Source organism: Streptomyces sp. RKAG293 (genome assembly GCF_023701745.1).
Classification (GTDB): Bacteria; Actinomycetota; Actinomycetes; order Streptomycetales; family Streptomycetaceae; genus Actinacidiphila.
Genome location: NZ_JAJOZB010000001.1, coordinates 5,119,154 through 5,140,219 on the forward strand (window position 1 = coordinate 5,119,154; position 21,066 = coordinate 5,140,219).

Sequence of the window (21,066 nt, forward strand, 5' to 3'; positions counted from 1 at the left end):
CGTTACGGGAATTTTGTCCGTTTAGCACTTAAAGTCGTCTCATGCCCACGCCACACGGGTCCCGGGGCGGCATGGCGTTCAGCGCGGACGAACTGCGTGTGTTCCGGCGCGCCCTCGCAGCGGCCCTCCGACCCGCCACCACGACATCCGTCCCCGACGACCTCCAGGAGTACCTCCGGCTCGCCGAGGCCCTGGACGAAGCGGTCAGCGAGGCCGGACGGCTCCGGACGTTCCTCCTCGCCGAGCTGACCCGCTACCGCGAGGCACTCCCGGGCAGCGCCGCCGGTTATCTCGCGCGGCTGAGGGACGCCCTCGACACCGGCTACCTGCCGGGCCCCGACGACCTCGCGGCGCTGCGGCGGCTGCGGAGTCACCCCTGTGGCACCGTCGAGCACCGCCGCCGCACCGTGTTGCTGCGGCGCTGCGAGGACCTGGCCGAAAACGATCTACGAGCCCGCCTGGAGGCCCATATGCCCACGTCGCGCCGACGCTCCACGATCGCCGACCGCGGACGGCTGCTCTCGCTGCCCGGCGGCCGCACGGAATCGCCCGTGCCGGCCCTCCTGTTCGGCTCCGCGCCCGACCGGGCGGACATGTCGGGCAAGCCCTCGGAGAAGCCCGCACGGCCCGCTCAGGTGCCCGCTCCGGCCCCGGCGCCGTCCAGGGGCCCCGCGGCCCCCGACCCCGGCCGCCGGGTCCCCACGCCGGCCGAGGTGTTCCCCCCGGGACACCACCGCGCCACGCCCCCGGACGAGGAAGCCCGCTCGGCCTGACTACGCTGGACGGCATGGACTACGTATCCGCGCTCGTGCCGCCGTTCGTCATGGCGGTCTTCTTCATCGGCCTCGTCGTGACGATCATCAAGAACCAGGGCGGGGCCAACAAGGCCAAGGAGGACGCGGCGGTCGACGCCGCGTTCGCCAAGGCCGAGGCGGTCCAGCAGGCCGGAACCGACGAGGTTCGCTAAATAACCGGCATTTCCGGCAAATGTCACTAGTATTCGAGAGTGCCCCGTCCACTGGGAGACCTCGAAGACGCAGTGATGACCAGGGTGTGGCAGTGGAATCGCCCGGTCACCGTTCGCGAAGTGCTCGAAGACCTGCAGCAGGACCGTTCCATCGCGTACACGACGGTCATGACCGTAATGGACAACCTGCACCAGAAGGGCTGGCTGCGCCGTGAGGCGGAAGGCCGCGCCTATCTCTATGAGGCGGTATCCACAAGAGCCGCTTACTCGGCCGCACTGATGAACGAAGCATGGGCGGCGAGCGACAACCCGGCCGCGGCCCTCGTGCACTTCTTCGGCATGATGTCGCCGGAACAGCGGGAAGCCCTCAGGGACGCAATGCGCGTAGTCCAGTCCGTGGACCCCTCTGCGCCTCCCGAGCCCGACGAACGATAGCGTCCGGCCATGCCCCTCGTATCAAATGACGTCACCATCCGCCGGGCCAGGACCAGTGATGTGCCGGCCGTCCGCAGCCTGCTGGACTCATATGTCCGTGACCGCATCCTGCTGGACAAGCCCACGGTGACTCTTTATGAGGACATCCAGGAGTTCTGGGTCGCCGAACGCGACGAGGACGCCGCCGTCGTGGCCTGCGGCGCACTTCATGTGATGTGGGAGGACCTGGCAGAGGTCCGCACGCTGGCGGTTCATCCGGGACAGCGCGGGAAGGGTGTCGGACATCAAGTCCTGGCCAAGCTCTTGCAGACCGCGCGCTGGCTCGGAGTCCGCAGGATTTTCTGCCTCACCTTCGAAGTCGACTTCTTCGCCAAGCACGGCTTCGTCGAGATCGGCGAGACACCGGTGGACGGTGATGTCTTCGGCGAGCTGCTGCGTTCCAATGACGAGGGAGTGGCCGAGTTCCTCGACCTCGAGCGAGTGAAACCGAACACCTTGGGCAACAGCCGCATGCTGCTGCAACTCTGAGGGTCCCGGTATGTCCGGTACGCGCACCGGCATCTTGCTCAGCTTCGCGCAAGGGGTTTGTGTTTTTCCGTAAAAGGCGCTTTGCTTTTACCGTTAATCCGTTTTCGATGAAAGGGAAGCCGGTGGCACAGAAGGTTCAGGTCCTTCTTGTTGACGACCTCGACGGCGGCGAGGCGGATGAGACCGTCACGTTCGCACTCGATGGAGTGACGTACGAGATCGACCTCACCACTGCCAATGCGGACAAGCTGCGCGGGCTGCTCACCCCGTACCTGGACAGCGGTCGCAGGACCGGTGGACGGGTCGGCCGCGGCCGCGGTCCCAAGGTCGTGCGGGGCGGCTCGGCGAGCCAGGACACCGCGAAGATTCGCGCGTGGGCCAAGGACAAGGGCTATGAGGTCAATGACCGCGGCCGTGTTCCCGCGTCCATTCGCGAGGCGTACGAGAAGGAACACGGCTGATTCTCCAGCAGCCGGACCCGGTGGCAGGCCGTCGCGAGAGCGGAGACCAGCGCCACCAGGCCGATGGGTCCCCCCACACCATCGGTACCGGAGCGGCCCGTGAAACACATCGCGGGCACCGTAGGTTCCACCTCGCAGCCCGGTTGGGGAGGCCGCAGCCAGACCGGCGCCGTCCGGTCGTAGGCGGCCTCCCGGCGTCCCCATTCGGGGTGAGCCGGCGCCCGCATCAGATCGCCCGCACCCAGGGCGGTCAGATCGAGCGGGATTCCGCTCCATTCCAGCCATTCCAGCAGCCCGGGAAGTTCCTCCGCCGTACCCGCCGCCACCAGCAGCAGGACCCGCCGTCCGTCCAGCGCGACGGGTCCCAGTTCGCCGGGCCGCGGGAAGCGTGTCAGTGCGGCGAAGCCCACCTTGGCGGGAACCTCCAGCGCGTCGAAGCGTGCACCGGTGACCAGGTGCGGAGGCGTCGTACCGGCGATCGGCCAACCCAGCTCGTGCTCGTACCAGCCCATGCCGTATGCAACTCCCGCGGGGCACAAGGGTTACGAGCGGTGGCGCTCCGGATACGCTCCGTGGCGGCCGGGGGTGCCCGGGGTGCGGCCGATGAGCGCAAGGTTGTTCGCCCTTAGCGCACCCGTTGGCCCCGCGCGGCATGGAATGTCGGTGCCGGCGGGTAAGAAAGTCCTAGTGGGACGGGACGGCGGCCGCGGCGGATGGGCGCGCGTTCGCCATCGGCGTACTCGATAAAGGTCTATTCACCTGGCCTGCGGGAACATCGTCTCGCACCATCAGGTTGGAGCTGTTGTCGGCTGCGTGGGACTAAAGGGCCCAGGTGGGTGTCTACGGTTGAAGTGAGCTGCCCCGCTGTCGGGACTAGCATGCGGAAGGACAGGGAGGGGACCGCCCCCTAACTGCCCGACCGCTCTGAGGAGCGATTAACGATGTTCGAGAGGTTCACCGACCGCGCGCGGCGGGTTGTCGTCCTGGCTCAGGAAGAAGCCCGGATGCTCAACCACAACTACATCGGCACCGAGCACATCCTCCTGGGCCTGATCCACGAGGGTGAGGGTGTCGCCGCTAAGGCCCTGGAGAGCCTCGGGATTTCGCTCGAGGCGGTCCGCCAGCAGGTGGAGGAGATCATCGGTCAGGGCCAGCAGGCCCCGTCCGGGCACATCCCCTTCACCCCCCGTGCCAAGAAGGTCCTGGAGCTGTCGCTCCGCGAGGCCCTTCAGCTCGGACACAACTACATCGGGACCGAGCACATCCTGCTCGGCCTCATCCGCGAGGGCGAGGGCGTCGCCGCCCAGGTCCTCGTGAAGCTCGGCGCCGACCTGAACCGGGTCCGGCAGCAGGTCATCCAGCTGCTGTCCGGCTACTCCGGCGGCGGCAAGGAGTCGGCGGGCGCCGGCGGCCCGGCCGAGGGCACGCCCTCGACCTCGCTGGTCCTGGACCAGTTCGGCCGCAACCTGACGCAGGCCGCCCGTGAAACCAAGCTCGACCCGGTCATCGGGCGCGAGAAGGAGATCGAGCGGGTCATGCAGGTGCTGTCCCGCCGCACCAAGAACAACCCCGTCCTCATCGGCGAGCCCGGCGTCGGCAAGACCGCCGTCGTCGAGGGCCTCGCCCAGGCGATCGTCAAGGGTGAAGTTCCCGAGACGCTCAAGGACAAGCAGCTCTACACCCTGGACCTCGGCGCCCTCGTCGCCGGTTCCCGGTACCGCGGTGACTTCGAGGAGCGCCTGAAGAAGGTCCTCAAGGAGATCCGCACCCGCGGCGACATCATCCTGTTCATCGACGAGCTCCACACCCTGGTGGGTGCGGGCGCCGCCGAGGGCGCGATCGACGCCGCGAGCATCCTCAAGCCCATGCTGGCGCGAGGTGAGCTGCAGACCATCGGTGCCACGACGCTCGACGAGTACCGCAAGCACCTGGAGAAGGACGCGGCCCTTGAGCGCCGCTTCCAGCCCATCCAGGTCGCCGAGCCGTCGCTGCCCCACACCATCGAGATCCTCAAGGGTCTGCGCGACCGGTACGAGGCACACCACCGTGTGTCGATCACCGACGCCGCCCTGGTCGCCGCCGCCACCCTGGCCGACCGCTACATCTCGGACCGCTTCCTCCCGGACAAGGCGATCGACCTGATCGACGAAGCCGGCTCCCGGATGCGCATTCGCCGGATGACCGCACCGCCGGACCTCCGCGAGTTCGACGAGAAGATCGCCGATGTGCGCCGTGAGAAGGAGTCCGCGATCGATTCGCAGGACTTCGAGAAGGCCGCCTCGCTCCGCGACAAGGAGAAGCAGCTCCTCGCCGCCAAGGGCAAGCGCGAGAAGGAGTGGAAGGCCGGCGACATGGACGTCGTCGCCGAGGTGGACGAGGAGCTGATCGCGGAGGTCCTGGCCACGGCCACCGGCATCCCGGTCTTCAAGCTCACCGAGGAGGAGTCCTCGCGCCTGCTGCGCATGGAGGACGAGCTCCACAAGCGCGTCATCGGCCAGAAGGACGCCATCAAGGCGCTCTCCCAGGCCATCCGGCGCACCCGTGCCGGCCTCAAGGACCCGAAGCGTCCCGGTGGCTCGTTCATCTTCGCCGGCCCGTCCGGCGTCGGTAAGACCGAGCTGTCCAAGACGCTCGCCGAGTTCCTCTTCGGCGACGAGGACGCGCTCATCCAGCTCGACATGTCGGAGTTCAGCGAGAAGCACACCGTCTCGCGGCTCTTCGGCTCGCCTCCCGGCTACGTCGGCTACGAAGAGGGCGGCCAGCTCACCGAGAAGGTGCGCCGCAAGCCGTTCTCCGTCGTGCTCTTCGACGAGGTCGAGAAGGCCCACCCCGACATCTTCAACTCCCTGTTGCAGATCCTGGAGGACGGTCGGCTGACCGACTCCCAGGGCCGGGTCGTGGACTTCAAGAACACGGTCATCATCATGACGACCAACCTCGGCACCCGGGACATCTCCAAGGGCTTCAACCTCGGCTTCGCGGCCACGGGTGACGCCAAGACCGGGTACGAGCGGATGAAGGCGAAGGTCGGCGAGGAGCTCAAGCAGCACTTCCGTCCCGAGTTCCTCAACCGTGTCGACGACGTCGTGGTCTTCCACCAGCTGACGGAGGAAGACATCATGCAGATCGTCGACCTCATGGTCGCCAAGGTGGACGAGCGCCTCAAGGACCGCGACATGGGCCTGGAGCTCAGCGTCGAGGCCAAGAAGCTGCTCGGCAAGAAGGGCTACGACCCCGTCCTGGGCGCCCGGCCGCTGCGCCGGACCATCCAGCGGGAGATCGAGGACATCCTCTCCGAGAAGATCCTCTTCGGTGAGCTGCGCCCCGGTCACATCGTGGTCGTCGACACCGAGGGCGAGGGTGAAGAGAAGAAGTTCACCTTCCGCGGCGAGGAGAAGGTCACGGTCGCGGACACCCCGCCGATCGAGGCCGCGGGTTCCGGCGGAGCCGCGCCGAACCTGTCCAAGGACGCGTAGCGCCTGCTGCTCGGCATTCATGGGGCCGGCCCCGAAACCAGAAGGTTTCGGGGCCGGCCCCATTTGCGCGCTCGGAGGACGCGGATCAGTCACGCCGGTACGGGGTGATGTGCAGCCGGTGCTGCGGGAACAATTCGGCGCCGATCACCCGGGCCGCGTTCTCCACGGTGAGACGGATTCCTTCGACGCCGCGGAGTGCGGTGAGGTCGAGCGTCCTGTCGGCCGACGTGGCGGAGTAACCGAACCGCAGAGTCGTCAGGCCGGGCAGGAGGCGTACCAGCGACAGCAGATCGACGACCGGTGACGGGTCGAGGAGCTCCAGCGTTTGCACGGTCGGCATGGTTACCAGAGCCTCGGTGATGTGGTGCCTGACATCACGCAGCTCCAATAGCTTGAGACGCGGAAGCAGGGCGAGATCCGATAAATCGTCCACCGTGTCCGGATGGTCGATCGCCATGGTCTCCAGGTTTCGCCATTTCCCGATTCCGAGAAGGCTGCGGACGCTCGCGTTCGGGCCCAGCCAAAGACTGGTCAGCTGGGACAGCTCCGGCGCGTGGTGGAAATTGGACCAGTCCACTTTCGTGGAGAGTCCCAGCCCGCGTAATGCCCCCATGCTCTCCAGCGGCCCGAGATCCAGCGGATGCGGCGCGGAGCAGAGGTTCAGGTGCCTGAGGGACGTGTTGTTCCGCAGATCCTCGAGGTCGGTGACGGCCGGACAGTTGTCGATACCGAACAACTCCAGTTCAGGAGCGGCTGAAACCCGCCCGAGGCTGTCCAGGAGCGGATTGTCCTTGATGTTGAGGCGTTGCAGATTCACGCTTCGGGACGGCGGCAATAGCTCTTCAGGAGGCAGCGCTCCCACACACCAGAGGAGCCTGGCGTGGGCCAGCGAAGGCAGGGCCCGGAGTTTGGCCGCGCTGTCGATGGTTACCCATGAGTTGAGAACCGCGTGCTGGAGTACCTGTTCCGCATAGGCGTCGACGGGGAAGTGGTCCCACGCCTCGACAATGCTGAATTGCACCTGCGACCGTTCGTCCCGGGTGAACCTGCCGATGAAGGCCATGGCCGGATCCGTGCCGAGTCTCCCGGCGGTGCGGACCACCGCCGCCGCCTCGTGCACCGAGAGGCCGGCGGGTCCTGGCAGCAGTTCCAGGACGACGGGGCCGACCGCGGCCAGCGCGTCGGCCTCCTCGTCCGAGCACGGCGGAATGAGGGCCGCCGCCCGCTCCTCCACCGCGGTCCGGACGACCGCGTCCAGTTCCACCGCCTGCTCCAGGCAGGCCATCGCCAGCAGATGGAGCCGTGAGCGGTGGCTTTTGGTGCGGTCGCCCCGCGCGACGAGCTGGTTCAGGAGCCGGGCGCGCTCGTCCGGGCGGGCGTGGGCCACCGCCATGCGCAGGACGTCCTCCCACTGGGCGTCGTGGGCGTTGCGGACGAGGAACGCGAAGTCGCGCTCCTCCACCGCCGCCTTCGCGCCCAGGTAGTCCTGGAAGGTGCGGTGGATGAAGTCGACGGTGCCCTCCGCGGGCACGCGCAGCAGACCGCTGCGGAGCAGCAGACGGCGGAAGACCCGCGTCGCGTCACCCGTCGCGGCCACCGCCGGCATCGCCGGGAGCGCGGCCGCGATGCGGTCCACCGCGTCGGTCTGGTCCATCTCGACCTGGCCGTTGCGGATCATCCAGTAGGCGAGCTTCTGGAGGAGCTGGATCTGGGGTTCCTCGGTGAGCTGGACGTCGATGTCGCGTTCACGGTCGCGGCGGCCCAGGAGCATGGACATCGCGGCGTCGTACAGCTGCTTGCGGCTGTGCGGCAGATAGCCGCGGCGGTCGTGGTGCAGGGCGCAGATCAGTCCGCACATCAGGGGGTTGGTGGCGAGGCGGGCGAGGTCCTGCTTTGTGCGGACGGCGTCGAGCAGGGAGTGCTCGTAGCCGTCGGTCCTGGCCGTTTCCTCGGGGTCGGTGGCCGTCGTGCGGGCGGCGTCGTGCCAGCGGGTGATGAACGCGCCGACGTCGTCACGGCCCATGGGGGAGAGCACCAGTTCCGCGAAGCCCTCGCCCGCCAGCCACGCGTCCGAGACGGCGGAAGGGCGCGAGGTGACGAGCCACAGGTTGCCGGGGAAGGCGATCAGCAGATTTCGCAGCCAGTCGCGGACGCGGTCGCGTTCCCGCTCGCCGATCTCGTCCAGCCCGTCGACGAGCAGCAGACCCCGGCCCGCCTGGAGGATCCGCTCGGTCCAGCCGTCCGGCGCGGTCAGCGGGACGTTCGCGGAGTGGAGGAAGTCGGCGGGGAGCGGCAGCTCGCCGTGACGGATGAGGGTGCGCAGCGGCAGGACGAAGGGGACGCGGTCCCGCAGATGGTGCTTTCCGGCGTCCGGCTCCTCCAGGGCGGCGGACACCGCGAGCCACTGCACCAGCGTGGTCTTCCCGGATCCGGCGAGACCGCGCAGCAGGACGCGCTCGCGCCCGGCGAAGGTCTGCTCCGCGCGCACCGAGCCCCCGCCGCCCGGCAGCGGGCTCCCCGGTGCGCCGCGGTCCGGCTCGGTGACCTCCAGGCTGAGGTAGGCCGCGTCGAGCGGCCAGACGGCCCGGGAGCGGTCGCTGAGGTCGATCCCGAAGATGGTGAGGGTGGAGTACCGCCTGGCGACGTACGCCGCGTAGTGGGACGTGAACGCCGCGTCCGGGTCGGCCGGCCGGGTGATGAAGGTGTAGCTGCAGCTGGTGGCATCGAGTGCGCCCATGAACCCCGGGTTTCGCACGAGCTCGGCCACGGGGACGGTGACGAGCCGGCTGCCCGGCCAGCCGTGAGGATCACCGCAGACCACCGCCATCAGCAGATCGTCCGAGAAGACGGCCGCGCCGGACATCCCGGCCCACGCCGACCCGCCGTCCTGCCGTACGGAGGGCGGGGCGTGGTCGCTGTCCAGTACGTACCGGCGCTTGAGCATCCCGGAGCCGGGTTTGAGGGTGCCGGTCACCTGCTCGCTGTCGAGGGACTTCCCTTCCGGGCCGCCCCGCTGGACGTACGGGAAACCGATCGCCTGGCAGTCCCGGACCGGGGAGAGGGAGCCCACCATTCCCAGCCGGATCGGCGCGGTGGCCGGGATCAGGTCGACGGGGGCCTCGATGAGGGCGACGTCGATCTCGCGCTCGATCTCGTGCGGCCGCCACACGACGCGGCACCGCACTTCGCCCGGGCCGCCGGGTACGGCGATCCGGACGTCCGTGCCGTCACCGATGACGTGGGCGGAGGTCAGCGCCACCCGGGGGCTCAGCAGATAGCCGCTGCCCTGCCGGCCGCCCGAGAAGACCGCCGCGATCCGGTTCCGCCGGGGGCCGTCGGCCCCTGCCCCGTGGCCCCCTGGCCCGGCGGCCACGGCGGTCAGCTGCCGGCGTCGGTGAAGTGGCTGCTGTCGCCCTCGTCGTCCATATGGATGTCGAGATGGCCGCCGGTGGCGGCGTTCTTCGGCTTGAGGGTGAAGGAGACCGTGTGGGTGCGGCCCCGGGAGCGGGTGCCCTCCACCCCGGCGTCCACGACCCAGGCCTTGACGCCGCCCTTGCCGGTCACGTCGCGGCGGATCTCGACGGTGAACTCCATGTGGATGTCGCCGACCTCGAAGCGGACGGCCTTCCCGGTGCCGCGCGCGGCAGCGGTGGCCAGGCCCGCACGGACCGCCTCGACCGCATCCGCCAGCTCGATGTCGTTCAGGTACTCGTCCGCCGCCATCGTGTGCGCCCCCGCCCTGTCGATGGGGCAACGGTAGGGCAGCCGGGGCGGGCGCCGCCATGCTTTCCGGGGAATTGAGTGGCGGCGGTCACAGGACTTTCGGCCCGGGTGAATGGCGCAAGGTCCCGCGGGAAAGCGATTGGATCTTATTGCGTGGTGACATGGCACACGCGCCATTCCGAGCTTACTAGGCGGAATAGTCGATGCTTCCAGGGCGCGGAAGGCCGTTCCGCACTGGGCGCCGGAACCGTGCGCAGAACGCTGCTGGTCCCTTGTTTTGGCTGGTCGGGCGGGGTGCGAGGGGCTCTTCCGGTAGCCGGAACCGGCGTGGCAAGAGGCGTTTCGTCCTTGCTTTCGCTACGGCCGGAGTTAGTAGTAGCGCACCTTGTGCGGGCACAGCGAAGCGCGTTACCACTGAATGGCCGGAGCGGCCCACAGTCGCTCTTGCTTCATACCCCCCATTCAGTGAGGTAACCCTGCATGCTTAAGAACTCGACGAAGAACCACGCCCCGAAGTCCGTCATGCGTGGTCGTGCGGCCGTGGTGGCGGGCGGCGTGTGCGTGGCACTCGCGCTGGGCTCTACGGCGGCCATGGCCGCCGACTCGCAGGACGCGGGTCTCTTCGGGACCGCGTCGGCGAACAGCATCGCGGACGCGGTGAAGACGCAGGCCGACGGACAGAAGAAGGCCGCCGCGGCGAGCGCGAAGGCCGCGGCCGCGAAGGCCGACGCCAAGAAGCGGGCGGCCGTGAAGTCCGCCGCGGACCGTAGCGCGCGCCTGAACGCCTGGGTGAAGCCGGTGACCAGCTACACGATCGGCGCGGGCTTCGCGCAGGCCGGCGCGCACTGGGCGCACAAGCACTCCGGCCAGGACTTCGTGGTGCCGACCGGCACCCAGGTCAGGGCCGTGCACGGCGGCACCGTCGTCGACGCCGGCTGGGGCGGCGCCTACGGCAACAACATCGTGATCAAGCACGGGAACGGCACGTACACGCAGTACGGCCACCTGTCGAAGATCGAGGTCTCGGTCGGCCAGACGGTGAGCACCAGCCAGGAGATCGGCAAGTCCGGCAGCACCGGGAACTCGACCGGCCCGCACCTGCACTTCGAGGCCCGCACCACGCCGGTCTACGGCTCGGGCATGGAGCCGCTGTCGTTCCTGCACAAGCACGGCGTCAACATGTGACCCACACCGTCAGGTGACCCACACCCGCATCAGCGGTGATCAGTCCAGGTTCCGGTGAGCCTGGGCGATGAGATCGAGGGCGACCTCGAGGATGGCTTCGCGCTTCTCCTCGGGGTCGCCCTCGATGTTCTGCACGGCGAACATCCCGGCGTGCATCGCGAAGAGCGCGGTGATGCAGCGGACCTGGCTCGCCATCGAGAACTCGGGCTCCTTCAGCAGGCCGTTCAGCGCGAGCATCTTGCTCTTGAACTGCTCGCCGATGCTCAGCTCGCGGACCGTGGCCTGGTTCTCCTGGATGAAGCGGAAGAGCGCGGAGGCGCCCCACAGGGCGGCGCTGTAGCGGCGCAGCATCTCCTGCTTGTTCTCCAGGGTGCGCGGCTGCGCCTCGGCCCAGGTGATCAGCTCGTCGACCGGCCGGCCGATGTCCTCGACGATGCTGGTGAGGATGTCTTCCTTGGTCTTGAAGTGGTAGTACAGCGCGGCCTTGGTCACCTCGAGGTGCTCGGCGATCTCGCGCAGCGAGGTCTTCTCGTACCCCTGCTCGGCGAAGAGTTCGAGCGCGACGTCCTGGATGCGGTGGCGGGTGTCACCGCGACGTGCCTGCGAAGTGCCCATGGCTACCGCTCTCCTGCGTTGACCGTCCGAATGGCCGGTATGGCTTTGGTCAAACGTAATGTACTTACTTGACGACCGGCTAGCTGCGCCTTACCTTCAGTATCGTAGCGAACTAGCCGGGCGGCAAGTAAGTACCAAAAGCGCGAGCGGGCCGCCCCATCCAGGGGAGGCACCGGTCATGTCCCAGACCGCAGAAACGCCACCCGAAGCGGCTCCTCAGCGCAGTGTGCGTGTGGTTCTGCTCGGGCTCATGATCGCGATGTTGCTCGCGATGCTCGACAACATGATCATCGGTACCGCGATGCCGACGATCGTAGGGGAGCTCGGCGGCCTCAACCACCTCTCCTGGGTGGTCACCGCGTACACGCTCGCGACCGCCGCCTCGACGCCCATCTGGGGAAAGCTCGGCGACATGTACGGTCGCAAGGGCATCTTCATGACGTCGATCGTGCTCTTCCTGGCCGGTTCCGCGCTCTCCGGCCTCTCCCAGTCGATGGACCAGCTGATCGCCTTCCGCGCGATCCAGGGCCTCGGCGCCGGCGGTCTGATCGTCGGCGTGATGGCGATCATCGGTGACCTGATACCGCCACGGGAACGTGGCAAGTACCAGGGCATGATGGCCGGCGTCATGGCGCTCGCGATGATCGGCGGACCGCTCGTCGGCGGCACCATCACCGACAACTGGGGCTGGCGCTGGAGCTTCTACATCAACCTGCCGCTCGGCGCGGTGGCGCTCGCGATGATCTACATCGTGCTGCACCTGCCGAAGAAGCGCGTCCAGGCCCGTATCGACTACCTCGGCGCCGGACTGCTCACCGTCGGCATCACCGCGCTGGTGCTCCTCACCACCTGGGGCGGCACCCAGTACGGCTGGGCCTCGGCGCAGATCATCGGGCTCCTCGTCCTCGGCGTGGTCGCGATCGCGGCCTTCATCTGGGCCGAGACCCGCGCCAAAGAGCCCGTCATGCCGCTGCACATCTTCCGCAACCGCAACTTCTCGCTGATCTCCCTGATCGGCTTCCTGGTCGGTTTCGTGATGTTCGGCGCGATGACGTTCCTGCCGCTCTACCAGCAGACCGTCCAGGGCGCCTCGGCCACCAACTCCGGCCTGCTGCTCCTGCCGATGCTGCTGGCGATGATGGTGGTCTCGCTGATCGCCGGCCGGGTCACCACCCAGAGCGGCCGCTACAAGATCTTCCCGATCATCGGCGGCGGCCTGATCACCGTCGGGCTGTACCTGCTGTCCACCATGGACACCGGGACCACCCGCTTCATGTCCGGCGTCTTCATGGCCGTGCTCGGCGCGGGCATGGGCTTCCTGATGCAGATCACCATGCTCGTCGCGCAGAACAGCGTCGAGATGAAGGACATCGGCGTCGGCAGCTCGTCCGCGACGCTCTTCCGCACCATCGGCGGCTCGTTCGGTGTCTCGCTCTTCGGGGCGCTCTTCACCCACCACGTGCAGAACACGATGACGGAGCTCGGTGGCGCCGCGGGCAGCAAGGCGATCGGCGGCGGCGCGCAGCTCGACCCCGCGCGCATCGCCCACCTGCCGGCGGAGGTGCGGGACGCCTATCTGCACGCCGTCTCCAACGGCACGCACACCGTCTTCATGTGGGGCGCGGTGATCAGCATCGTCGGCTTCGTGGCGGCCTGGTTCGTCAAGGAGATCCCGCTGCGCGGTGCTCCGCAGGCCCCCGGCGACGGCGACAAGGCCGACAAGGCCGAGGCCCCCGAGGCGCTGCACCCGGTCGAGGCGATCTGACCCCCGCGTAGCGCACCGACGACGACGGCCCCCGGCAGCTCCTGCCGGGGGCCGTCGTCGTACGGGCACCTCTACCTGGGCAGCAGCAGCTGCGCGACCGCGCCGCCGCCGTCGGAGGCGGGGGCGTTGCGGAACGTGAGCCGGGCGCGCAGCACCCGGGCCTGGCCGGTGGCGATGGTGAGGCCGAGGCCGTGGTCGCCGCCCGCCCGGTCGGAGCTGCCGGTACGGAAGCGGCTGGGGCCCTCGCGCAGCAGGTCGTCGGGGAAGCCGGGACCGTGGTCGCGGATCCGCAGGAACGGCCCGTTGATGCTCACCTCGGTCCGCGGCTTGCCGTGCCGGGCGGCGTTGGCCAGCAGATTGCCGAGGATGCGCTCCAGCCGGCGCGGATCGGTGTGCACGACCGCGTCCTCGATCACGGTCACCACGGCATCGGGATCGAGCGCCAGCACCCGCCTGCGCACGAAGTCGCCCAGGGCGACCTCCTGCAGATCGGCCTGCTCCGCGGCCCCGTCCAGCCGGGCCACCTCCAGCACGTCCTCGACCAGGGTGCGCAGCGCCTGGGCCCGGTTCCGCACCAGCTCGGCGGGGCGGCCGGGCGGCAGCAGCTCGGCCGCCGTGACCAGCCCGGTCACCGGGGTGCGCAGCTCATGGGCGATGTCGGCGGTGACCCGGCGCTCGGCCTCCAGCCGGTCCTGCAGGGCGTCGGCCATCGCGTCCACGGCGGACGCCAGCTCGTCGGTCTCATCGCGGACCCGGCCGCCGATCGCGTCGCGCACCCGCACCTCGGGATTGCCGTCGGCCACCTTGCGGGCCGCGACAGCGGCCTTGCGCAGCCGCCGGGACATCTGGCCGCCGATCAGCACGCCGAGCGCGGTGCCGCCCACCACCACCGCGAGCGAGCCGACGATCAGGGCCTGGTCGAGGTCGACGAGGACCGAGTAGCGGTCCTTGAAGGTGGTGCGCAGCGACAGGATGCGGCCGTCGTTGGTCGGCGTCTCGGCCCACACGATCGGCGCGCCGCCACTGTCCTGGACGTACGTCGCCCGTTCGCCCCTGGCCGCGAACTCCTTCAGCGGCTTGGGCAGCGCCGGGTCGTCGAGCTGGGCGGAGAAGACCTTCTTGCCGGTGACCTCGTAGATCCGCAGTGCGGACTGCACCCGCTCGTCCTGTACGTCACGGGAGTTGTCGATCATGCTGACGCGGGCGGCGTTGTGCACCACGAGGCTCAGCGCCACGGCGACGAGCACCGAGACGAAGGCGATGGCGGCACTGAGCTTCCAGCGCAGACTGGAGCGGGGGAACAACGGCATCGTCTGTCAGGCCCTGAGCTTGTAACCGAAGCCGCGCACCGTCTCGATCCGGTCCTGGCCGATCTTGACGCGCAGCCGCTGGACGTGGACGTCCACGACCCGGGTGTCGCCACCCCACTCATAGTCCCAGACCCGCTCCAGCAGCCGGTCACGGGAGAGCACGGCGCCGGGCGCCGCGGAGAACTCCAGCAGCAGCCGCATCTCGGTGGGGGTCAGGGCGAGCCGCTCGCCGCCGCGGGTCACCTCGAGGCCCTCGGGGTCGATCTCGATGTCGCCGAAGGACAGCAGGGCAGCCTCCGCCGGTTCGTCACCGGAGGAGGCGTGGCCGAAACGGCGCAGGACCGCCCGGATCCGGGCGACCAGCACCGCCCCGTCGAAGGGCTTCGTCACATAGTCGTCGGCGCCGGCCTCCAGGCCGAGCACGATGTCGATGGAGTCGGCGCGCGCGGACAGCATGATCACCGGCACGGTCGACTCGTCCCGGATCCGCCGGCACAGGCTGACGCCGTCCAGGCCCGGCACCATCACATCGAGCAGCGCGAGATCGGGCTGCTCGGCGCGGAACGCCTCCAGCCCGGCCAGTCCGTCGGCGACCGCCGTCACCTTGAAGCCGTCGCGCTCCAGCGCGAGCGTGGTCGCCTCGCGGATGACGTCGTCGTCCTCGACGAACAGGACGTGTGTTTCAGCCATTCGATTTCTTTTCCGGCTTGGGGGTGGGGAGCGCGTCCCCGTAGTCGGTGTACGTGCGCTCCACCTGGACGAACCTGGTGTCCTTCCAGACGTACGTCAGGGCCTCCTGCCCGGTGGGGCAGCAGACCTGGTCGTCGCCTTTGTACACCTGACGGATGATCTCCAGCTTGCCGTTGTCCGCACTGCCGTAGACCGGCGGCTGCTCATCGGCGAAGACGTTCTGATACTGCCCGTCGATCATCCGGTACACATAACTCGCGATCCCCATGCCGTCGCCGCAGGTGGCGACGTTCACGATCAGATCGGGTCCTTCGCCGCTGGTCAGATCGCCGGACGAGGTGTCCACCGGGTACTCGTCACCGGCACAGGGCGCGAGATCCTCGCGCACCTCCTGGCTGACGTTCCGCGTGTCCTTCTTCACCAGCTTCGCCAGCGCCGCCGGGTCACCGGCGATGGACGGCGCCGGGCTGGGCTCCGCCTTCAGCGTCTGGAGCGGTGCGGGGCCCTCACGGCGTGCCCCGGTGCCGGTCCTGCAGCCTGCAAGCGCGGTCAGCAGGCACAGAGCCACTGCGACCGCGGTCAGCGCTGCTAGGCGGCGCACACGCCCTCCATCCGTGAGTAGCCGTAGCGGCCGTGCTCCAGCTCATGGCGCAGCCGGGCCAGTGCCCGGTGCAGGGTGCTCTTCACCGTACCCGTCGACATGCCCAGTGCGCGGGCGGTCTCCTCCGTGGACAGCTGGCCGTAGTGGCGCAGCATCACGACCTGGCGCTGCTTGGGCGCGAGGACCTGCAGTGCGTCGCGGAGCATCTCGCGGTCGGCGCGCTGATCGGCGCCGTCGTCGACACTGGCGTCCGGCAGCTCCTGGGTGGGGATCTCGTCGAGCTTGCGGTTCCGCCACCACTCGGTCCGCGTGTTGATCATGACGCGGCGCATGTAGGCGTCCGCGAGCGTCTTGTCGGCGATGCCGTCCCAGCGCGGGTAGGTGCGCACCAGCGCGGTCTGGACGAGGTCCTGGGCGTCGATCGGGTCGGGGACGAGCCGCCGTGCGCTCCGCAGCAGTGCGTCCTGCCGGGTCCTCACGTACTCCTCGAACTCCAGAACCGTGCCGTTCGCCGCCATGGGTCGCCCTCCGTCCCGTGCTGTCCCGCCCTGTCGACTGTTGCGCTGAGGTGCCAACCGTTCCGACGAGGACGACGCTACGGAGGGGATGTTGGGCTTTTGCCACCGTGGGCGCACAGAGGACTCACAGGAAGCCGTCGGTTATGTAACAGCCTCAGGACCAACGTCCCGAAGGGGTTTAAACCGGCAGTCGGTAGACCCCGTCGGCCAGCGGCTCGACGAGACCGTCCGCGACCAGGCCGTCCAGCGCGCGGGCCCGCTGCACCGGCTCCTCCCACACCGCGTCGAGCGCGGACTGCGGCACGGGATCGACGGCGTCCCGCAGCACGGCCAGCAGCTTTCCGCGTACCTGGCGGTCGGTGCCCGCGTACGTCTGGCCGCGGCGCGGCGGGCCGGTGTGCGCGGGGGAGCCGGCCAGCCGCCAGGCGCAGCTCGCCGCGATCGGGCAGCGGACGCACTCGGGCCCGCGCGCGGTGCACACCAGCGCGCCCAGCTCCATCGTCGCCGCCGCCCAGCGGGCCGCCGTCCCCTTGTCGTCGGGCAGCAGGGCCAGCGCGGTACGGCGCTCCGCGGCGGTCGTCGCGGTCGGCGGGTACTGGACGCCGGTGACGGCGCGGGCGAAGACCCGGCGGACGTTGGTGTCCAGAACGGAGTGCCGCTGCCCGTACGCGAACGAGCCGATGGCGGCCGCGGTGTACTCGCCGACCCCGGGCAGGGCCAGCAACTTGGCGTGGTCGCGCGGGACTTCACCGCCATGGCTCAGCGCTATCGCGGTCGCCGCCGCGTGCAGCCGCAGCGCGCGGCGCGGATAGCCGAGCCGCCCCCAGGCGCGGACGGCCTCGCCCGCGGGTTCCGTGGCGAGGTCGGCGGGCCGCGGCCAGCGCGCCAGCCACTGCTCGTACACCGGCAGGACGCGGCTGACCGGGGTCTGCTGCAGCATGAACTCGCTGACCATCACGCCCCACGCACCAGCCTCCGGGCGGCGCCACGGAAGGTCCCGGGCATGCTCGTCGAACCAGTCGATGACGGGTGCGTGCAGATCGTGGTGGGCGGTGGCGCGGGTGTCTGTGCTCATAGCGTCGTCGATCCTCGCACATGCCACTGACAGTGACCGCTCGCGGCGGGAAAACGTGATGATCGGGAAAGACCGCGCCCGGTGCGGCGGGTGTTGCGACGGTGCGCGGCCGATCTCCCCTAGAGTTCGCGTGTGGGCTCTGTGCGCAATCCGATCGGACCTCTTCCGTCGTCCATCTACTGGCGACGGCGGGCTGTTGTGCTCTGCCTGGTCGCACTGCTCGCCGTGCTGGCCGTGTGGGTGGTCAACTCCGGCGGCTCCAGCGGCGGCACCGGCGCGAAGGGACCCGACGGTCACACCCCGGCGACCTCCATCACGCCCGGCCCCACCCCCAGCGGACCGCACCTACCCGGCCGCCCGGGCGGCCGGGACACCAGCGGGGGCGGCGGCAGCGGCGGTTCCTCCGACGGCACTTCGTCCGGCGGCTCCTCCGGCTCGCCCTCCGGCGGCACCGACTCCGGTGTGTCCGGCGGCGGTTCGAACGGCGCCTCCTCGGGCGGAGCGGCCTCCGGCGGCTCCAGCGGTCAGCTCCCGGCCGGCTCGACGCTCGCCGACTGCGCCGTCTCCGACGTCCAGTTGACGCTGCGCAGCACGCAGAACTTCTATGCGCCCGGCCAGAAGCCGAAGTTCGAGCTGACCGCGGCCAACTCCGCCGCGACGGCCTGCAAAATCGACTTCGGTTCGATGGCGGCCATCGTCACCATCACCAACACCACCGGCAACAAGCACGTATGGGCCACCGACGACTGCCCGGCCGGCCGCGGCGCCTACCTGCTGCAGGTTCCGGCGCACAACTCGACGACGTACACGATCGAGTGGAACCGCCAGACCAGCTCCCCCGACTGCGCCACCCCCAAGGGCCAGCAGGCGGCTGTCGGCACGACCTACCTCGTCGAGGCAAGGCTCCAGGGCTTCACACCGAAGCAGGTGTCGTTCGTCCTGAAGGCCGACTAGGAAGAAGCACGCATGAGGGGGCGGGGCCCGCGGCCCCGCCCCCTCACCCAGCTCAGAACCTGGACCGAGTCCTACACGTACCGCTCCAGGATCGACGACTCCGCCAGCCGGGACAGGCCCTCCCGCACCGAACGCGCCCGCGCCTCCCCGACCCCGTCCACCGTCTGCAGGTCGTCGACGCTCGCGGCGAGCAGCTTCTGCAGGCCGCCGAAGTGCTCGACCAGCCGCTCGATGACCGTGTTCGGCAGCCGCGGCACCTTCGCCAGCAGCCGGTGGCCGCGCGGCGAGACCGCGGAGTCCAGCGTCTCGGGGGAGCCGGTGTAGCCCAGGGCGCGGGCGACGGTGGTGAGTTCGAGGAGCTCGGCGTGCGGCAGCGCGTCCAGTTCGACGAGCGCCTCGGGCACGGTCCGGTTCCGCTTCGCGGTCGGCTCCGGCACGTAGTCCCTGACGACCAGCTCGCGCTCCGGCTCGACGCCCGCGATCAGCTCGTCCAGCTGCAGTGTCAGCAGCCGGCCGTCGGTGCCGAGCTCGACCACGTACTCGGCGATCTCGGTGGCGATCCGGCGGACCATCTCCAGCCGCTGCGAGACCGCACTGACGTCCCGGACGGTGACCAGGTCCTCGATCTCCAGCGCGGAGAGCGTGCCTGCCACCTCGTCCAGGCGCAGCTTGTAGCGCTCCAGTGTGGCCAGCGCCTGGTTCGCCCGCGACAGGATCGCGGCGGAGTCCTCCAGGACCCGGCGCTGCCCGTCGACGTACAGGGCGATCAGCCGCATCGACTGGCTGACCGAGACGACCGGGAAGTTGACCTGCTTGCTCACCCGGTCCGCGGTGCGGTGCCGGGTGCCGGTCTCCTCGGTCGGGATGTTGGAGTCGGGGACCAGCTGCACACCGGCCCGCAGGATCTTCGTGAGGTCCTTGTCGAGGATCAGCGCGCCGTCGAGCTTGCACAGTTCGCGCAGCCGGGTCGCGGTGAATTCGACGTCGAGGACGAAGCCGCCGGTACAGAGCGACTCGACGGTCTTGTCCATGCCGAGGACGAGCAGACCGCCCGTATTGCCCCGCAGAATGCGTTCGAGTCCGTCACGCAGGCCGGTGCCGGGAGCGACCGCGCTGAGCGAGGCGCGCATCAGGGCATCAGCAGCGGAACTCCCGCCGGACTTGCCGGGAGCTGCTGCCCGGTCGTTGGCTGCCACTGCAATCCTCCGGTCGCTACGGATGCCCAAAGGGCGAGACCAGGGCAAAGTTTACTGACGTTCGCTCCGCAATGGGCCAGCGACCGCTGTTCGGACCCTCTCTAGGCCCGTGAGCCGCGCTTCGGGAGCACCCGCAGGGCGTCTCCTATGTCGGCCACCTCGACCACTTTCATGCCCGGCGGGATTTTCCCGGGATCCGGCGGCACCAGGGCATGGGTGAACCCCAGCCGGGCCGCCTCGGACAGCCGGCGCTGCACCCCCGTGACCCGTCTGACCTCGCCCGCGAGGCCGACCTCGCCGATCGCGACCAGGTTCTTGGGCAGCGGTGTGTCGATCGCCGCGCTGGCCAGCGCGAGCGCCACGGCCAGGTCCGCGGCGGGCTCGGTGAGCTTCACACCGCCCACCGTCGCCGTGTAGATGTCGCGCTTTCCGATCGCCTGAATCCGGCCGCGCTGTTCCAGCACGGCGAGCATCATCGAGACCCGGGACGTCTCCAGACCCGAGGTCGTGCGGCGCGGGGACGGGATCTGGGTGTCGACGGTGAGCCCCTGGACCTCGACCACCAGCGGGCGCTTGCCCTCCAGCGTGACCGTCAGACACGTACCGGGAACCGGTTCGTCGCGGCGGGTCAGGAAGAGCCCGGAGGGATCGGCCAGTCCCGTGATGCCCTCGTCGTGCAGTTCGAAGCAGCCGACCTCGTCCGTTGCTCCGTACCGGTTCTTGACGCCGCGGATCAGCCGCAGCCGGGCGTGTCGGTCGCCCTCGAAGCTCAGCACCACGTCCACCAGGTGCTCCAGCAGACGGGGGCCCGCGATGGCACCGTCCTTGGTGACATGGCCGACCAGGAGCGTCGACATACCGCGCTCCTTGGAGGCCCGGATCAGCGCGCCCGCGACCTCGCGGACCTGCGCCATGCCGCCGGGCGCGCCGTCGATCTCCGGGGACGCCACGGTCTGCACCGAGTCCAGGATCAGCAGCGCCGGTTTGATGTCGTCGAGATGGCCCAGGACCGCCGACAGGTCCGTCTCGGCCGCCAGGTACAGATGGTCGGAGAGCGCGCCGATCCGGTCGGCGCGCAGCCGGACCTGTGACGCCGACTCCTCGGCGGTGATGTAGAGCGTGGGGCCCTGGGCGGTCGCCGCCTTCGCCGCCACGTCCAGCAGCAGCGTCGACTTGCCGACGCCGGGCTCGCCCGCGACCAGCACGACCGCGCCGGGCACCAGCCCGCCGCCGAGCACCCGGTCCAGCTCGGGCACGCCCGTCGAGCGGGCCGTCGCCTGGCTGACGTCCACCTGGCCGATCGGCTTGGCCGCCGTCGTCACCCGTCCTGCCGCGGTGGTCCTGACGGCGGGCGCGCCGCCGAACTCCTCGACGGTGCCCCAGGCCTGGCACTCCCCGCAGCGGCCGAGCCACTTCACGGTGGTCCAGCCGCACTCGGTGCAGCGGTAGGACGGTCGGTCCTTCGTAGCGGTCTTGCGGGGAGGCATGGGGTTCACCGTAGTGGCAGGGTCCGACAACGCGTTCCCGGTGGACCGTGACAGCGCCCGCACTCGCATTCCCCTGGGCA

The 21,066-nt window shown here is 69.5% G+C and carries 20 protein-coding genes; 9 read left to right on the forward strand and 11 right to left on the reverse strand.

The genetic code is table 11. The features are described from left to right. Positions 1-41 precede the first annotated feature (41 nt). The 5 genes from LNW72_RS22845 (at position 42) to LNW72_RS22865 (ending at position 2,391) form a co-directional block, all read left to right on the forward strand. Positions 42-773, forward strand: coding sequence for a hypothetical protein (locus tag LNW72_RS22845; RefSeq protein WP_250977103.1), 732 nt, complete (start codon positions 42-44; stop codon positions 771-773). A gap of 14 nt (positions 774-787) precedes the next feature. Beyond that, positions 788-967 (forward strand): hypothetical protein, encoded by a 180-nt coding sequence (locus LNW72_RS22850; RefSeq protein ID WP_138354118.1) that lies wholly within the window; start codon positions 788-790, stop codon positions 965-967. 39 nt (positions 968-1,006) lie between these two features. After that, entirely contained in the window at positions 1,007-1,402 is a 396-nt protein-coding gene (locus LNW72_RS22855; RefSeq protein ID WP_138354119.1) for a BlaI/MecI/CopY family transcriptional regulator, read from the forward strand. 9 nt (positions 1,403-1,411) lie between these two features. Further along, the gene (locus LNW72_RS22860; RefSeq protein WP_138354120.1) at positions 1,412-1,930 is read left to right on the forward strand and encodes an amino-acid N-acetyltransferase; all 519 of its coding nucleotides are present in this window, start codon (positions 1,412-1,414) and stop codon (positions 1,928-1,930) included. 122 nt (positions 1,931-2,052) lie between these two features. Further along, positions 2,053-2,391, forward strand: coding sequence for an Lsr2 family protein (locus LNW72_RS22865; protein WP_138354121.1), 339 nt, complete (start codon positions 2,053-2,055; stop codon positions 2,389-2,391). On the opposite strand, the gene LNW72_RS22870 is transcribed toward LNW72_RS22865, so the two are convergent. After that, positions 2,322-2,903, reverse strand: a complete 582-nt coding sequence (locus LNW72_RS22870) for an SCO3374 family protein (protein WP_250977104.1) — start codon at positions 2,901-2,903, stop codon at positions 2,322-2,324. The two genes, LNW72_RS22865 and LNW72_RS22870, sit on opposite strands and share 70 nt — an antisense overlap. Positions 2,904-3,332: 429 nt before the next feature. On the opposite strand from LNW72_RS22870, the gene LNW72_RS22875 reads away from it, so the two are divergent. After that, positions 3,333-5,867, forward strand: coding sequence for an ATP-dependent Clp protease ATP-binding subunit (locus LNW72_RS22875; RefSeq protein ID WP_250977105.1), 2,535 nt, complete (start codon positions 3,333-3,335; stop codon positions 5,865-5,867). 85 nt (positions 5,868-5,952) lie between these two features. On the opposite strand, the gene LNW72_RS22880 is transcribed toward LNW72_RS22875, so the two are convergent. Together LNW72_RS22880 and LNW72_RS22885 are read right to left on the reverse strand one after the other, a co-directional pair. Then, positions 5,953-9,240 carry an NACHT domain-containing protein gene (locus tag LNW72_RS22880; RefSeq protein WP_250977106.1) on the reverse strand — a complete coding sequence of 1,096 codons (3,288 nt, stop codon included), beginning with the start codon at positions 9,238-9,240 and terminating at the stop codon, positions 5,953-5,955. Positions 9,241-9,245: 5 nt separating this feature from the next. Next, complete coding sequence (locus LNW72_RS22885; RefSeq protein ID WP_250977107.1) at positions 9,246-9,590, reverse strand: trypco2 family protein; 345 nt, start codon at positions 9,588-9,590, stop codon at positions 9,246-9,248. Positions 9,591-10,070: 480 nt separating this feature from the next. On the opposite strand from LNW72_RS22885, the gene LNW72_RS22890 reads away from it, so the two are divergent. Then, a complete protein-coding gene (locus tag LNW72_RS22890) occupies positions 10,071-10,775 on the forward strand; it encodes a M23 family metallopeptidase (RefSeq protein WP_250977108.1) in 705 nt (234 codons plus the stop codon). Between the two features lie 39 nt (positions 10,776-10,814). Here the strand turns inward: LNW72_RS22890 and LNW72_RS22895 are convergent, their stop codons facing one another. Then, on the reverse strand, positions 10,815-11,390 hold the full coding sequence (locus LNW72_RS22895; RefSeq protein WP_138354125.1) for a TetR/AcrR family transcriptional regulator: 576 nt from the start codon (positions 11,388-11,390) through the stop codon (positions 10,815-10,817). 178 nt (positions 11,391-11,568) lie between these two features. Here LNW72_RS22895 and LNW72_RS22900 point away from each other — a divergent pair, with 178 nt between their 5' ends. Then, the gene (locus LNW72_RS22900; protein ID WP_250977109.1) at positions 11,569-13,155 is read left to right on the forward strand and encodes an MDR family MFS transporter; all 1,587 of its coding nucleotides are present in this window, start codon (positions 11,569-11,571) and stop codon (positions 13,153-13,155) included. A gap of 71 nt (positions 13,156-13,226) precedes the next feature. Here LNW72_RS22900 and LNW72_RS22905 read toward each other — a convergent pair whose 3' ends face one another. The 5 genes from LNW72_RS22905 to LNW72_RS22925 all read right to left on the reverse strand — a co-directional run bounded on the left by LNW72_RS22905 (position 13,227) and on the right by LNW72_RS22925 (position 17,349). Continuing rightward, a complete protein-coding gene (locus tag LNW72_RS22905) occupies positions 13,227-14,465 on the reverse strand; it encodes a HAMP domain-containing sensor histidine kinase (RefSeq protein ID WP_250977110.1) in 1,239 nt (412 codons plus the stop codon). A 6-nt stretch (positions 14,466-14,471) separates the two neighbouring features. Continuing rightward, the gene (gene cseB, locus LNW72_RS22910; RefSeq protein WP_138354127.1) at positions 14,472-15,155 is read right to left on the reverse strand and encodes a two-component system response regulator CseB; all 684 of its coding nucleotides are present in this window, start codon (positions 15,153-15,155) and stop codon (positions 14,472-14,474) included. Next, entirely contained in the window at positions 15,148-15,756 is a 609-nt protein-coding gene (locus LNW72_RS22915) for a hypothetical protein (RefSeq protein ID WP_250977111.1), read from the reverse strand. Before LNW72_RS22915 ends, cseB begins: the two co-directional genes overlap by 8 nt. Then, positions 15,744-16,274 (reverse strand): SigE family RNA polymerase sigma factor, encoded by a 531-nt coding sequence (locus tag LNW72_RS22920; RefSeq protein WP_138354128.1) that lies wholly within the window; start codon positions 16,272-16,274, stop codon positions 15,744-15,746. Before LNW72_RS22920 ends, LNW72_RS22915 begins: the two co-directional genes overlap by 13 nt. 178 nt (positions 16,275-16,452) lie before the next feature. Then, positions 16,453-17,349: an A/G-specific adenine glycosylase gene (locus tag LNW72_RS22925; RefSeq protein WP_250977112.1), complete on the reverse strand. Its 897-nt coding sequence runs from the start codon at positions 17,347-17,349 to the stop codon at positions 16,453-16,455. A 132-nt stretch (positions 17,350-17,481) separates the two neighbouring features. On the opposite strand from LNW72_RS22925, the gene LNW72_RS22930 reads away from it, so the two are divergent. Continuing rightward, a complete protein-coding gene (locus tag LNW72_RS22930; protein WP_250977113.1) occupies positions 17,482-18,303 on the forward strand; it encodes a hypothetical protein in 822 nt (273 codons plus the stop codon). Between the two features lie 71 nt (positions 18,304-18,374). On the opposite strand, the gene disA is transcribed toward LNW72_RS22930, so the two are convergent. Both disA and radA read right to left on the reverse strand, forming a co-directional pair. Then, on the reverse strand, positions 18,375-19,499 hold the full coding sequence (disA, locus tag LNW72_RS22935) for a DNA integrity scanning diadenylate cyclase DisA (RefSeq protein WP_250977114.1): 1,125 nt from the start codon (positions 19,497-19,499) through the stop codon (positions 18,375-18,377). A 101-nt stretch (positions 19,500-19,600) separates the two neighbouring features. Next, positions 19,601-20,986 (reverse strand): DNA repair protein RadA, encoded by a 1,386-nt coding sequence (gene radA / locus LNW72_RS22940; protein ID WP_250977115.1) that lies wholly within the window; start codon positions 20,984-20,986, stop codon positions 19,601-19,603. Between the last annotated feature and the right edge of the window lie 80 nt (positions 20,987-21,066).

What these genes read in the sequence shown, in the direction of transcription:
- LNW72_RS22845 (WP_250977103.1), top strand. Translation starts at nt 42, where the DNA reads ATGCCCACGCCACACGGGTCCCGGGGCGGCATGGCGTTCAGCGCGGAC.
- LNW72_RS22850 (WP_138354118.1), top strand. Translation starts at nt 788, where the DNA reads ATGGACTACGTATCCGCGCTCGTGCCGCCGTTCGTCATGGCGGTCTTC.
- LNW72_RS22860 (WP_138354120.1), top strand. Translation starts at nt 1,412, where the DNA reads ATGCCCCTCGTATCAAATGACGTCACCATCCGCCGGGCCAGGACCAGT.
- LNW72_RS22870 (WP_250977104.1), bottom strand. Translation starts at nt 2,903, where the DNA reads ATGGGCTGGTACGAGCACGAGCTGGGTTGGCCGATCGCCGGTACGACG.
- LNW72_RS22875 (WP_250977105.1), top strand. Translation starts at nt 3,333, where the DNA reads ATGTTCGAGAGGTTCACCGACCGCGCGCGGCGGGTTGTCGTCCTGGCT.
- LNW72_RS22885 (WP_250977107.1), bottom strand. Translation starts at nt 9,590, where the DNA reads ATGGCGGCGGACGAGTACCTGAACGACATCGAGCTGGCGGATGCGGTC.
- LNW72_RS22890 (WP_250977108.1), top strand. Translation starts at nt 10,071, where the DNA reads ATGCTTAAGAACTCGACGAAGAACCACGCCCCGAAGTCCGTCATGCGT.
- LNW72_RS22895 (WP_138354125.1), bottom strand. Translation starts at nt 11,390, where the DNA reads ATGGGCACTTCGCAGGCACGTCGCGGTGACACCCGCCACCGCATCCAG.
- LNW72_RS22900 (WP_250977109.1), top strand. Translation starts at nt 11,569, where the DNA reads ATGTCCCAGACCGCAGAAACGCCACCCGAAGCGGCTCCTCAGCGCAGT.
- LNW72_RS22905 (WP_250977110.1), bottom strand. Translation starts at nt 14,465, where the DNA reads ATGCCGTTGTTCCCCCGCTCCAGTCTGCGCTGGAAGCTCAGTGCCGCC.
- cseB (WP_138354127.1), bottom strand. Translation starts at nt 15,155, where the DNA reads ATGGCTGAAACACACGTCCTGTTCGTCGAGGACGACGACGTCATCCGC.
- LNW72_RS22920 (WP_138354128.1), bottom strand. Translation starts at nt 16,274, where the DNA reads ATGGCGGCGAACGGCACGGTTCTGGAGTTCGAGGAGTACGTGAGGACC.
- LNW72_RS22925 (WP_250977112.1), bottom strand. Translation starts at nt 17,349, where the DNA reads ATGAGCACAGACACCCGCGCCACCGCCCACCACGATCTGCACGCACCC.
- radA (WP_250977115.1), bottom strand. Translation starts at nt 20,986, where the DNA reads ATGCCTCCCCGCAAGACCGCTACGAAGGACCGACCGTCCTACCGCTGC.